Raw genomic sequence first — 12,557 nt, 5'->3', positions numbered from 1 at the left:
CCATCCCGAACAGAGAAGTTAAGCCCTGTCGCGCCGATGGTACTGGGGTTACACCCGGGAGAGTAGGTCGCCGCCCTCACCTATATGCCCCCTGTCCTACAAGGACACGGGGCTTTTTTTGTGGCTTTATTAAAGTAGAACCAAATAGGGACTTAATGAAGGACATGTCTTAGAATGTCTTTTACATTCTTGCCTAATCAGAGCGCTTCGCTGCATATTTTTGAATCTTTCAATCCAATGGGTTTATTTTTAAAGAAAAAAATGGCAGTTTTGCACAAATATTTTCAGCATGGCAGTTCTATTAAAATCACTTAGTTTAATTCAAAAGGATAGTATTAAGCCCCCTTTAAATTACCTTTACGATGGGAAGGAGTTTAAATTGTATGAAGGGGATGAAGAAGGGGTAGAGGAAGTTATAGATTGTTCTGAATATCTGGGTTCTTCGGGGTGGATTGATTTGAGATGCGGTGTAGGAGAGCCTGGCTTTGAATACCAAGAAACATTGGAAAGCCTTGGAGAAGCATTAAAGTTTTCAGGGTTTACGCAAGCAGTAGTATTGCCGAATACTTCACCTGTCATTCAAAGTAAAAATGAGGTAGAGTTTATCAAGAATAAGGTAAGTCGTTTTATCACAGATATTCACATTCAAGCGGCTGTGACCAAAGATGTAAAAGGAGAAGACTTAACTGAAATCTTAGATATCAATCATCATGGTGTGAATATTTTCGGAGACGGTATAGTACCTCTATCCAATTCAGATAGAATGATGAAAGTACTTCAATATCTCCAAAAATTCAACGGAATACTTTTTGATCAATCTTATGACCCTTTGCTGGCTATTTTTGGTCAGATGCACGAAGGATACCCTTCCACTGTAATGGGAATGAAAGGGATTCCATCACTCTCTGAGGAAGTTGCCATTAAAAAGAATATAGATATTCTGAGATATACTGGAGGTAGTTTGCACTTTCAAACGGTTAGTACGGCGAAAGGCGTGGAAGCAATTCGTCAGGCAAAGGCTGAAGGTTTGAAAGTAAGTGCCGATGTGTCTCTGTATCAATTATTATTCTCAGATGATGATCTATTGGAATATGATACTAATTTGAAAGTGTTGCCTCCATTTAGAGGAAAAGAGGACCAAGAAGCATTGAAGGCAGGGCTTAAAGATGGAACACTTGATGCGATTGTATCCAACCATCAGCCTAGAGATTATGATGCAAAACATATGGAATTTGATTTGGCAGATTTTGGAATGAGTGGTTTGCAGACTTTCTTGCCAGGGATGGTACAATTGGAAAAAGAATTGGGATGGCCTTTATTGATAGAAAAAGTTACTTTTGGACCTTCGCAGGTGATCAATTCTCCAAAGAGCCAATCTGTGTCCTTAACTATATTTGACCCGAATGAGGAGTGGTCGTTCAATAGAAGTTCGAATAAATCCCTTTCTTCCAATTCTCCTTATTTTAATAAGACACTTAAAGGCAAAGTAAAACTAGTAATCAATAAAGGTGAAATAGCCAGGTTAGATGGTTAAATATATCAAGAGTAGTTATTTGTTTGGGCTAGCAGGAGGAGTGTTGTGTCTGATTGCGTTTTGGATATTATATGGTATCGGATTAGAGCCAATCGATTTTACACTTTTCTTTGGGTGCATTATTACTCCTGTTTTCGTTTTCATAGGGATGAAGAGCTACAGGGATAATTATGGCAAAGGAGAGATGGTATTTGCCCAGGGAATGACTGTTGGCTTCTTTATTTACAGCATTCTTGCTATTGTCACAGCTTTAGGAATAGCTGTTTTTCTGCAACTTGATCAAGAGATTTTTCTTAATCACAAAGCTGAAAAAATAGCTTGGTTGCAGGGACAAGAAAGTTATATATCAGAAAATGTAAGTCAGGAAGCTTTTCAAAATGCTTTGGCAGAGAATGAAAAGATGAGTATATCAGATATTGCGCTGGATGTGTTTTTGAAAATTTTTATGCTCGAATTATTCTTTACTATTATTATTTCGATAATTTTAAAAAGAACTAAAAACTAAAATTTTGTTATGGAAACACAAGAAACTCCTTTCCGAGCTGCATTAAGATCTGGTTTGATCATAGGAATGATCATGTTGGTCATTACCTTCTTAGTGTATTTTATAGATACATCCATGCTCACTAAATGGTGGTTTGGGTTATTAGCTTTGGCTATATTTTGTGGTTTGGTGATCTTTTTTGGCACCAAGTATAGAAACGATATAGGGGGTTACATTAATTTTGGCCCTGCGTTTCAGTTTGCTTTTATTACTTTGGTCATAACTGGATTGATCAGCGTTGTAGGTAATATTCTATTGTATCAAGTAATTGATCCTGCTTTGCCCCAAGTTTTAGCTGACCAGCAATTGGAGAATACCATGTCCATGATGGAAAGTTTTGGAGCAGGTGATTCGATGAGTTCTGAGCAAATCGATGAAATGAAGCAAGGTTTCGAAGACGCTTATACCATTGGAGGACAATTAAAAGGGTTTGGTATAGCGCTGATTATCTATGCCATTTTGGCTCTGATTTTAGGCGCTATTATCAAGAAAAAAGATAAGTCGCTAAGTTACTAAAAGAATAAATGATCCAAGTATCCATTATTATTCCAGTTTATAATGAGGAAGAATCCCTGCCCGAATTGACAGAATGGATCAGTAGGGTAGTGGTTAAGAATAAATTGACCTATGAAGTTATTTTTATCAATGATGGTAGCTCAGATAGTTCGTGGGAAGTTATTCAATCATTAGCAAGGGAAAATGGACACATTAAGGCTGTTGGTTTTAGCCGAAATTATGGCAAATCAGCAGCCTTAGATATTGGTTTCAGCAAGGCCATTGGTGAAGTTGTGATCACAATGGATGCAGACCTTCAGGATAGTCCAGATGAGATTCCTGAGCTTTATAATATGGTGGTAAAAGGTGGGTTTGATATTGTTTCAGGTTGGAAAAGAAAAAGATACGACCCCTTCACCAAAACCATCCCTTCTAGATTTTTTAATGGAGTGACCAGGATGATTTCTGGTATTAAGTTACATGATTTTAATTGTGGGCTTAAAGCTTATCGAAACAAAGTCGTTAAGCAGATCCATATTTATGGGGAAATGCACAGGTACATTCCTCTGATTGCAAAATGGAATGGCTTTAGCAAGATTGGTGAAAAAGCTGTAGAACACCGAGCAAGAAAGTATGGGACAACCAAGTTCGGTTTGGAAAGGTTTGTACATGGCTTTTTAGACCTGATTTCAGTTTCATTTGTAAATCGCTACAAAAAGAAACCCATGCATTTTTTTGGGACTCTCGGGACATTATCCTTTTTGTCTGGTTTTTTGATCACATGTTGGTTGATCTTTGAAAAGATTTATGGTTTGCACAAAGGCATATTTGTGAGAGAAATTACTGACCAGCCACTTTTCTTTTTGTCACTAGTGGCATTGATAGTAGGGGTTCAGCTTTTTCTTACCGGTTTTTTGGCTGAAATGATGACTTCTACCAGTACTCCTAAAAATGATTATAATATTGATGAAGAATTAAACTTCATTAACTGATGTTTTTTTCGGTAATCATCCCGGTTTACAACCGACCACAAGAAATCAATGAATTGCTAGATAGCTTGGTGAAACAGGAATGCAAGCAGTTTGAAGTGATCATAGTGGAAGATGGGTCGGAAGTTTCCTGTAAGCATATAGTTGATGCCTTCATAGATCAGCTGCATATTCAATATTTTTTCCAAGATAATTCAGGGCAGGGTTTTGCCAGGAACTTTGGTATGAAAAAAGCCAAAGGAGATTATTTCGTTTTATTTGATTCTGATTGTGTGGTTCCATCATCTTATTTTAGAAAATTAAAAGAAGCAATAGTATCCCGAAAATTAGATGCTCATGGCGGCCCTGATGCAGCGGCCAGTGACTTTTCCAATTTTCAAAAAGCAATCAATTTTAGCATGACTTCCTTTTGGACCACTGGAGGAATTCGAGGAAAAGTGGTTGATCCTAAAAAGTATCAGGCGAGAGGTTATAATATGGGGCTGTCGAAAGAGGTATTTGAAAAAACTCAGGGCTTTGTGGATGCTAACAAGGGAGAAGATATTGAGTTGAGTATTCGTATCAAGGACAAAGGCTATAACCTAGAATTGGTCAGAGAAGCATATGTTTATCACAAAAGAAGAAATGACTTTAACTCCTTTTTGAAACAAAGTTATTCCTTTGGAGGAAACAGGGTGAATGTCAATCGATATCATCCCGGTTCCATCAAATTGGTCCATTTGATGCCCATGTTTTTTCTACTTGCTTTGGTAATTACAGTAACCTCTTCTATGTTTTGTTTACCATTATTAAAATTGGGGGCCACAGTGTTTGGTCTATGGACAATTGGGGTTTTTGTTTCGTCCTCAATCCATAATAGTTCAATCTTTGTAGGAATGATATCGATTTTTACTTCGTACGGGCAATTGTTGGCCTACGGCTTAGGCTTGTTGGTTCAATTGCTTAAGCGGTAAGCTCCGATTTTCCCTTTGTACAATAAAAAATAACCTCATTTGGAGGAAGAGCATGTTGTTCGATGATTTGAATTGGAAGCTCTTTTACAAAAAGATTTTCATGAACTTCCAGACCTGATTGACTTAGCCTTTTTGCATAATCATGTCCGTATTTTCTGACATGGTCTCGTTGACCAAATAATCTTTCTCGCTCTGCAGGGGAAGTCACAGATTTATCCTCCAGGGTTTCAGGAATGTCATAGACGGGAGATTGGATAATTCCCCAACCGCCTGTTTTGAGGATCCTATTGATTTCTTTGCATGCCTGAATGTCATCATCCACATGTTCCATCACATGATTACAAAAAACGACATCAAAGGAATTGTCCTCAAATGGAATTTGATGAATATCCATTTTGACTTTGGCCAAAGGAGATTCAATATCTCCGGTAATATATTCCAAATTGTCCAATTTTTCGAAGCGATCAATAAAACACAGCTCTGGTGCAACGTGAAGGACTTTGAGTGGTGCGGAAAAGAAGTTTGTTTTCTGTTTTAAGAAAAGCCACATCAATCGATGTCTTTCCAAGGCAAGGCAATTGGGACAAAGCGCATTCTCTCTGGCTTTCCTTCCGTATGGAAGAAATTTTCTAAACTCTTTTTTGCATACGGTACAACTCACTTGGTTTCCTTGGTAGAAAATGGCTAGAATACGTAAGAAGATATGACTAACCAATTGGAGAAAACTTCGAGGGATGTAACGGATTACAAAACTAATGATACGCTTCATGTTGTATTTTTCGTGTATTTAGGGCCGCAATTTAACAAAACATTTATTTCAATTTTAACAATTATTAATTAACAATTTAGTTTGAATTATTATGTCAATGGCTATATTTGGTTTTAGTTGGGAAGGTTAGGAGTATTTAAAAATTTAATTTTGTATATGATAAACTAAAATAACCTCATAATAGGTTTTGATGATGAAAAAGAATTTAATGTTTGTAGCAGCAGGAAGTGTAGTAGCCATCGTGTTACTTTACTTTATTTTTTCACCCACTGCTTCCGGAGATGGTGTTGATATCATAGTACCGGTAAATAAAGGAAAGTTTTCTGTAGAAATAGCAACTACCGGAGAGCTAAAGGCATTGCGATCTGTCCAGATCCTTGGCCCTACCCGCGCCAGAGAATTCAGGGTTAATCAATTGACCATCGAGCGTATGGTTGACGAAGGAACAGTTGTGAAGAAAGGTGATTTCATTGCCTCTTTAGACAAGTCAGAATTGTTTGGGAAGCTGAGTGATGGCCAGAATAACCTAGACTCTGAGATTGCTCAATATGAACAAGCCAAATTGGATACCGCTTTGTCCTTAAGGCAAGAAAGGGATAATATTCTGAACTTGGAATACAATGTGGAGCAGAAGAAATTGGTTTTGGAGCAGTCACAGTATGAACCACCGGCTACCATCAAACAAAATGAGTACGACTTGGAAAAGGCTGAGCGAGACTTGGATCAAGCTAAACAAAACTATAAAATAAAATATAATCAGGCATTGGCCAAGATGGCCGAGAGAACGGCTCGTCTCAGAAAAGAAGAACGTGAGTTTCAACAAATGCAGGATTTGCTGAATGAGTTTACCATTACAGCACCGCAAGATGGGATGGTGATTTTTCAGACCAATTGGGATGGTAATAAAATTGGAGAAGGCTCTCAAATCAGTGCTTGGAACCCAGTGGTGGCTACTTTACCTGATTTGACTGAAATGCAAAGTATCACCTATGTCAATGAAGTGGAAATTAGAAAGGTTAAAGTAGGTCAAAATGTGGAAATTGGATTAGATGCTTTCCCAGAAAAGAAATTTACAGGAAAAGTGACCCGAGTGGCCAATGTTGGGCAACAGCGCCCTAATTCTGATGCCAAGGTGTTTGAAGTGACCATTTTGGTCAATGAAAGTGATCCAGTAATGCGTCCTGCCATGACTACCAGCAATACCATTATTGCCAAAGAATTGGAGGAAACGATTTTTGTTCCTTTAGAAGCCATTCATGTTCAAAACGACAGTATCAATTATGTTTATTTGAATAATGGTGTTAAGCAAGAAGTAAAACTCGGATTGGCCAATTATGATGAAGTGGTAGTAGAACTTGGTTTGAATGAAGGTGACAAGGTTTACCTTTCAATTCCTGACTGGAGTGAGAAAGACAAAAATGTTAAACTATTAAAAGGACTTGACGGTACCAGAAATCAGAAAGAGGAAGAGACGGTAGCCGAGGAACCGAAACGTCCAGAGAGAAGGCAAGGAAGACCAGGGGGCGGCGGACCTAGGCCGGCAGGAACTTCAACAAAACAATAATTCCTGATATATGTTTGGACCAAGACTTTTATCAAATTTTTACATCGCTTTTGAAGCAGTGATGGCCAATCGGCTACGTTCACTTCTTACGGCTTTGGGGATTATTTTCGGTGTAGCTGCAGTGATTGCCATGCTGGCCATCGGAAATGGCGCTCAGCAAGAAATCCTAGAGCAAATCAAGTTAGTAGGTGTAAATAATATTATTGTAGAACCTATTGTTGAACAGGTAGAGGAGGAAGTGGAAGGCAATGGAAATGGACCGGGTATGGAGAAGAATAAATTTTCACCAGGCCTTAGAATGCTTGATGTAGAGGCCATCAAAGAAGTAATACCGGGTATAAAAAAAATTAGTCCTGAAATTATCCTGGATACCTATATTGTGAAAAGTGGTATCCGTAGATCTGCAAAGCTGGTTGGTGTAACTCCTGAGTATTTTGAAGTGACCAATTTTCAGCTTCGCGAAGGAAGTATGTTTACGGAAAATAATCTTATCAACGGGGATCCGGTTTGTATCATCGGAAGAGGGGTGCAGACCAAGTTTTTCAGCAAGGAAGACGCCATAGGTAAGCGGATCAAATGCGGCAATCAATGGATGCGTGTCATTGGTGTATTGGAAGAAAGGATCGTTTCTGATAAGAGTATTGCCAAATTAGGGATTCGTGATTTTAACATGGATGTCTACATTCCGGTGCAAACCATGCTTGTTAGATATAAAAACAGGGATATGGTTACCTCTGGAAGCTTGGTGTCTGCAAATAGAGGCGGAGGCGGACGAGTGGTTATTATTGGAGGTCAACAGCAACAGTCATCTTCTTCAAGTAATGTCAACTATCACCAAATTGATAAATTGGTGGTTCAGGTTGGAGAGAGTTCTATGCTGAACCCTACGGCAGAAGTCCTCTCTAGGTTGTTGGAGCGAAAGCACTATAATGTGATTGATTTTGAGATTACCATTCCTGAGCTATTGCTCAAGCAGCAACAGCGGACCCAGAATATCTTCAATATTGTTTTAGGGGCAATTGCCGGAATTTCTCTCTTGGTAGGGGGGATTGGGATCATGAACATTATGCTGGCCTCGGTAATGGAGAGGATCAAAGAAATTGGTTTGAGGATGTCTCTTGGCGCCAAGAAAACCGATATCGTTCACCAGTTTTTGTTTGAGGCGATGATGATCAGTGTTTCGGGAGGAATAATAGGTGTGATTTTAGGTATTGTTTTAGCAAGTTTGGTTTCTAAATTTGGAGATTTTCCCACCATCATTACTATCCCATCAATTATGGTTTCCTTTAGTGTAGCCGCCACAGTAGGTTTAATTTTTGGAATTACTCCTGCCAAAAGAGCAGCGAGTCAAGACCCAATAACTTCTTTAAGATATGAATAAACGTATAACGCTTTTAGTTTTTGTTTTAGCAGTTTTGAATTTGTCCCAGGAGACTTTTGGGCAGGAAAAAGTCAGGTACACCTTACAAGATATCATTGCACGGGCCAAATCAGTTTCTCCAGCCGCTTTGCGAGCACAAACACAACGCCAAAACAGTTACTGGCAATATCGGTTTTTTAAGTCCAATTACAATCCGCAGTTAAGGCTTGAGGGTACATTGCCATATTATTCGAAGGAAGTTCGAGGCGTTGAGCAAAATGATGGCTCCATTGAATACCTGCCATTGGAACAAAGTAATGCTGATTTGGGTTTAGGATTGGAGCAGTCCATAGCCCTGACCGGAGGCGAGGTTTCTATCAATACTTCGGTGGCCCGTTTTGATAATTATTTGACTGATGACCCTGTTCAAAGAACACAATGGCAAGGAGTACCTGTCAATATCAGACTTAGTCAACCCGTTTTTGCTTTTAACCAGCTTAAATGGGATAAAAAAATTGAGCCTCTCCGATATGAAGAAAGCAAAAAAAGCTATGTGGAAGAAATGGAGCAGATTAGTCAAAGGGCTACGCAGTTGTTCTTTAATTATTTGGTAGCCCAAGTAGGTTATGATATTGCGATGCAAAATAAGACCAATACGGAGGCTATTTATAAGATTGAGAAAGGTCGGTATAATATTGGGACAACGACTGAGGATCAATTGCTTCAAGTAGAATTGCAAGTACTTACAGCTGACCAAGACCTGGCTTCTGCCCAACTTTCATTGGAGTCTTCAGCACTTTCTCTAAGATCTTATATTGGATTAAATGAAAACACTCAATTTGAGTTGGTTTTGCCAGATGAAATTCCTGATTTTAAAGTTGATGTTGATCAGGCCATTGATTTGGCCTTTGAAAATAGCTCGGATGCGGTGAACTTTAAGATTCAGAGACTTCAAGCTGATGCAGAGGTGGCTAGAGCAAAAGGTCAAAGGTTTAATATGAATCTCAATGCACGTTACGGCTATAATAATGCAGCACAGACTTGGGGTGGTGTTTATGATAATCCAGATCAACAAGCTGTCGTAAGCTTAGGGGTGAGTGTGCCTGTGTTGGACTGGGGAAGAAATAAAGCTAGAATGGGAAGTGCTAGAGCTAATCAGGAGTTGGTGAATTACACTGTTGATCAAGAAATAATTAATTTTGAACAGGAGATTTTTACTAGGGTTAAAAATTTTCAGCAGCTCAGAAATAGAATCATGATCAGTGAGAAGGCGGATGAAGTTGCTGCCAAAAGGTATGAGATATCCAAACAAAGGTATTTGAGTGGTAAGGTGGATATTACCAACCTAAATATAGCCCAGCAGGAAAAAGACTCAAACAGGCGTAGTTATACTCAGTCCTTGCAAGAGTATTGGCAAGCCTATTATGAATTGAGACAACTTACTCTTTATGATTTTGAAAATGACGAGCTATTGTATATTCCGGATGTAGAGTTAGAGAATTAAAATAAAAGAGGCCTATTCGGCCTCTTTTTTCGTATTACCGGGTTTAGGTAACCTACCTGCTTTTTTTAAGGCATCATGGATCATCCACTCCAACTGACCGTTGGTACTTCTGAATTCATCAGCCGCCCATTTCTCCACAGCCTTCATCAGTTTTTCGTCTATTCTGAGGGCAAAAGCCTTTTTACTTGGCATATTATGATGGGTTTATTGATGCAAGGTGCCAACATTGAGAACTGGACTTGCACTTTTATCCGAACACAATACCACCATCAAATTGCTGACCATTGTGGCACGTTTTTCCTCATCAAACTCGATGATATCTTTCACTTTTAAATCATCTAAGGCCATTTCTACCATCCCTACTGCGCCATCCACGATTTTTCTTCTTGCAGCAACGATGGCAGAGGCCTGTTGTCGCTGCAGCATGGCACTAGCGATCTCTGAGGCATAGGCCAAATGGCTGATTCGAGCTTCAATTACCTTGATGCCTGCATGTTGTAACCGTTCACTGATCTCGTCTTCCAAAGATTGGTTGACGTCTTCCACACCGGAACGAAGAGTAACTTCAGCATCTTCCGCTTCAAAATTGTCGTAAGGATAGAGACCTGCCATTTTTCTTACTGCAGCATCCGCTTGGAGATGGACGAAGTTTTCATAATCATTTACCTCAAAAGAAGCTTTGAAAGTGTCCTCTACTTTCCAGACCACAATGGTTCCGACCATGACAGGATTACCAATTTTATCATTCACCTTTAAGGGTTGGTTTTCAAAGTTACGTACCCTCAAAGAAATTTTTTGCTTCACCATAAATGGATTCACCCAAAAGAACCCATTGGACTTTACAGAACCTTTATAGGCCCCAAATAAAAGCAGTACTACAGCTTTGTTGGGTTCAACAATAAAAAAGCCTACTAACATAATCAGAAAAATTATCCCACTAATAATACCGAGAATAAATTGACCTGAACCAATAAGCACTATGGTAATGGCTACAATCATCAGTTGTATAAGGACCATTACGTAACCAGAAATAGGTTTAATTATTTTTTCCATATTGATATGATGTTAAATTGATATCATATTAATATACGCTTTGCTAAACTAAAGGGTTATTGTTTTTGATAAAATAAATGGTGTTCCAAACGAATTGATAGAAATTATAAAAGTGACATCAGGAGGTTGGTTTGGATATTCAATGTGGATAGCCTTTGTTTAATGTATTGATATACAGGATTTAAATCAGGTTTATTTAATGGGTGTGAGTAATATATTCAACCTTGAATAGTCACTCTATAACTAGTTATGGTTAATGTTTTGCTGGCTATGAGGAATCAGTAACTGATAGAGGAAAATCAAAGTATTACGCTAATTTCCACATGGAAATAGCGAGGCCCTCCTTTGGTTAACCCCTCCTATCGCGGTAGTTAAGAATAAAGAAGGTTTGGCACATACTTCTGTCGCGTCCTTTTTAGCATTGACACTGTCGATTTCATGATAGCTGATTAAAATGAATCAATAGAAAAATTTGTCAATTCATGATTTTGTCACTAAATTATTAGTTGTTTAATTTAAAAAAAAAAATAAAGTGAGAAAAATCCTTTTGGTAGTTTCGGTTGTTTTGATGATTTCTTGCTCGGAAAAAGAAGAAGAGAAAATCTATCAAGGCAGACTAGATGAATTAGTAAATGGGGGATTTATTTTTCCAAAGGATACTACTACAAGTTATATTTATGACATAAAAACCGTTTACGAGAGAGATAATTTAATTGTTCTCCGTTCTAAGTTACAAGGATACAATGGGTTGCGGGTTAGGGTATACAACATTAATCCTATTAGTTTGATTAGGGAAGTGATGATTCCTTATGAAGGGCCTGAGGCTTTGAAAGGAGGAGGTGGGGGCAATATTTATGTTGACAAGGATTTGAGTTTCTTTCTAGTAGGTAGTTTAGGAAGGGTAGGGAGGTATGACAGTCTTGGGAAAAAGGTGGACGAGTGGGAGGTGGATTTTACTTTGCCAACAACAAAAGAATCTTTTATTAGCTTAGAGACAAGAAAGGGACTAATGTATAAGGATGGTGATTGGATTCAAATAGGACAAGATCCCAAAAACCATCTCAAATTCATGAAATCGAAAGAGCGATTGGCCAGAGTAGAGTTTCCATTGGATTTTACCCAATGGGTCAGTAGGATCAACCTTGAGACGGGTGAAGTGATGCATGCGGATTTTGCCATTCCAGGTGGGTATGAGGAGTTTCAAGGTGATTTGACTGCTACGTGGCTGATGGGAGCTTTGGATAGAAAGCGCGGAGACTATTATCTTGGTTGGCCCTATTCAGATACTTTGTATCGCCTTAAGGGCACTATATTGGAGAAGAAAATTGCAGTCAAGTCAAAAGTTAAGTTTACTTTCAAGCCTAGTGAACGTATCCCTGTTGGAAGAGGTGCTACGGCTTGGGTGTTACCAAAAGATGCCTCTCAGCATATCTTTATTTTATACGATAGGTATCATGATTTATTTTTGAGGGCATCCAAGATCAATGAGTCAGGGGAAGGGAATACTAGATTTGAACGTACTAAGCATTATGTATTACAAGTGTTTTCAGGTAAATGGGAACCTATAGGTGAGTATTTTTTTGATTTCGAAGGAGAATTGGATTTGGAAAATTGGTTCTTGACTAAAGGGTATTTGTATATTAATAAACCGGAACAACTGACTGAGGACGAATACGAGTTTTACCGAATTGATCTCAGTAGAGTGAAAAAGCCTAAAAGATGATTTCGCTTATTGGATAAAAAAAGAGCCAAGAAATCTCATTTCTTGGCTCTTTAATAAATTCTTTGCTTT

Annotated in this window: 12 protein-coding genes and 1 rRNA gene; 10 read left to right on the top strand and 3 right to left on the bottom strand. The window is 38.5% G+C overall.

Going from position 1 to position 12,557, the window contains the following annotated elements:
• The 6 genes from rrf to IFO69_RS15450 all read left to right on the top strand — a co-directional run.
• Positions 1–79, top strand: a 5S ribosomal RNA gene (gene rrf / locus IFO69_RS15475); the annotation flags it as partial.
• 210 nt (positions 80–289) lie between these two features.
• Complete coding sequence (locus IFO69_RS15470; RefSeq protein WP_192011029.1) at positions 290–1,534, top strand: dihydroorotase; 1,245 nt, start codon at positions 290–292, stop codon at positions 1,532–1,534.
• Complete coding sequence (locus IFO69_RS15465; protein ID WP_192011028.1) at positions 1,527–2,039, top strand: DUF4199 domain-containing protein; 513 nt, start codon at positions 1,527–1,529, stop codon at positions 2,037–2,039. The genes IFO69_RS15470 and IFO69_RS15465 overlap by 8 nt, the downstream gene beginning before the upstream one ends.
• A gap of 9 nt (positions 2,040–2,048) precedes the next feature.
• Complete coding sequence (locus tag IFO69_RS15460; RefSeq protein ID WP_192011027.1) at positions 2,049–2,594, top strand: DUF4199 domain-containing protein; 546 nt, start codon at positions 2,049–2,051, stop codon at positions 2,592–2,594.
• Between the two features lie 8 nt (positions 2,595–2,602).
• Complete coding sequence (locus IFO69_RS15455; protein ID WP_192011026.1) at positions 2,603–3,565, top strand: glycosyltransferase family 2 protein; 963 nt, start codon at positions 2,603–2,605, stop codon at positions 3,563–3,565.
• Positions 3,565–4,515, top strand: coding sequence for a glycosyltransferase (locus tag IFO69_RS15450; protein ID WP_192011025.1), 951 nt, complete (start codon positions 3,565–3,567; stop codon positions 4,513–4,515). Before IFO69_RS15455 ends, IFO69_RS15450 begins: the two co-directional genes overlap by 1 nt.
• On the opposite strand, the gene IFO69_RS15445 is transcribed toward IFO69_RS15450, so the two are convergent.
• A complete protein-coding gene (locus IFO69_RS15445) occupies positions 4,505–5,284 on the bottom strand; it encodes a class I SAM-dependent methyltransferase (RefSeq protein WP_192011024.1) in 780 nt (259 codons plus the stop codon). The genes IFO69_RS15450 and IFO69_RS15445 overlap by 11 nt on opposite strands.
• Before the next feature lie 193 nt (positions 5,285–5,477).
• Here IFO69_RS15445 and IFO69_RS15440 point away from each other — a divergent pair, with 193 nt between their 5' ends.
• From IFO69_RS15440 to IFO69_RS15430, 3 genes are read left to right on the top strand one after another with little or no spacing between them, the layout of a single operon-like run.
• On the top strand, positions 5,478–6,848 hold the full coding sequence (locus tag IFO69_RS15440; RefSeq protein WP_192011046.1) for an efflux RND transporter periplasmic adaptor subunit: 1,371 nt from the start codon (positions 5,478–5,480) through the stop codon (positions 6,846–6,848).
• 10 nt (positions 6,849–6,858) lie between these two features.
• On the top strand, positions 6,859–8,229 hold the full coding sequence (locus IFO69_RS15435) for an ABC transporter permease (RefSeq protein WP_192011023.1): 1,371 nt from the start codon (positions 6,859–6,861) through the stop codon (positions 8,227–8,229).
• On the top strand, positions 8,222–9,712 hold the full coding sequence (locus IFO69_RS15430; protein WP_192011022.1) for a TolC family protein: 1,491 nt from the start codon (positions 8,222–8,224) through the stop codon (positions 9,710–9,712). Before IFO69_RS15435 ends, IFO69_RS15430 begins: the two co-directional genes overlap by 8 nt.
• Before the next feature lie 12 nt (positions 9,713–9,724).
• Here IFO69_RS15430 and IFO69_RS15425 read toward each other — a convergent pair whose 3' ends face one another.
• Both IFO69_RS15425 and IFO69_RS15420 read right to left on the bottom strand, forming a co-directional pair.
• Positions 9,725–9,904 carry an Arc family DNA binding domain-containing protein gene (locus IFO69_RS15425; protein ID WP_192011021.1) on the bottom strand — a complete coding sequence of 60 codons (180 nt, stop codon included), beginning with the start codon at positions 9,902–9,904 and terminating at the stop codon, positions 9,725–9,727.
• Positions 9,905–9,916: 12 nt separating this feature from the next.
• On the bottom strand, positions 9,917–10,765 hold the full coding sequence (locus tag IFO69_RS15420; RefSeq protein ID WP_192011020.1) for an SPFH domain-containing protein: 849 nt from the start codon (positions 10,763–10,765) through the stop codon (positions 9,917–9,919).
• Positions 10,766–11,297: 532 nt separating this feature from the next.
• Between IFO69_RS15420 and IFO69_RS15415 the strand changes: the two genes are divergently transcribed.
• Positions 11,298–12,488, top strand: a complete 1,191-nt coding sequence (locus IFO69_RS15415) for a hypothetical protein (RefSeq protein WP_192011019.1) — start codon at positions 11,298–11,300, stop codon at positions 12,486–12,488.
• Positions 12,489–12,557 lie beyond the last annotated feature (69 nt).

This window comes from Echinicola arenosa (assembly GCF_014841125.1).
GTDB lineage: Bacteria > Bacteroidota > Bacteroidia > Cytophagales > Cyclobacteriaceae > Echinicola > Echinicola arenosa.
This window is presented reverse-complemented; position numbering and strand designations above follow the sequence as displayed.

Excerpts from the sequence above, each read along its gene's own strand:
- IFO69_RS15470 (WP_192011029.1), top strand. The coding sequence starts at position 290 with ATGGCAGTTCTATTAAAATCACTTAGTTTAATTCAAAAGGATAGTATT.
- IFO69_RS15465 (WP_192011028.1), top strand. The coding sequence starts at position 1,527 with ATGGTTAAATATATCAAGAGTAGTTATTTGTTTGGGCTAGCAGGAGGA.
- IFO69_RS15460 (WP_192011027.1), top strand. The coding sequence starts at position 2,049 with ATGGAAACACAAGAAACTCCTTTCCGAGCTGCATTAAGATCTGGTTTG.
- IFO69_RS15455 (WP_192011026.1), top strand. The coding sequence starts at position 2,603 with ATGATCCAAGTATCCATTATTATTCCAGTTTATAATGAGGAAGAATCC.
- IFO69_RS15450 (WP_192011025.1), top strand. The coding sequence starts at position 3,565 with ATGTTTTTTTCGGTAATCATCCCGGTTTACAACCGACCACAAGAAATC.
- IFO69_RS15445 (WP_192011024.1), bottom strand. The coding sequence starts at position 5,284 with ATGAAGCGTATCATTAGTTTTGTAATCCGTTACATCCCTCGAAGTTTT.
- IFO69_RS15440 (WP_192011046.1), top strand. The coding sequence starts at position 5,478 with ATGAAAAAGAATTTAATGTTTGTAGCAGCAGGAAGTGTAGTAGCCATC.
- IFO69_RS15435 (WP_192011023.1), top strand. The coding sequence starts at position 6,859 with ATGTTTGGACCAAGACTTTTATCAAATTTTTACATCGCTTTTGAAGCA.
- IFO69_RS15430 (WP_192011022.1), top strand. The coding sequence starts at position 8,222 with ATGAATAAACGTATAACGCTTTTAGTTTTTGTTTTAGCAGTTTTGAAT.
- IFO69_RS15425 (WP_192011021.1), bottom strand. The coding sequence starts at position 9,904 with ATGCCAAGTAAAAAGGCTTTTGCCCTCAGAATAGACGAAAAACTGATG.
- IFO69_RS15420 (WP_192011020.1), bottom strand. The coding sequence starts at position 10,765 with ATGGAAAAAATAATTAAACCTATTTCTGGTTACGTAATGGTCCTTATA.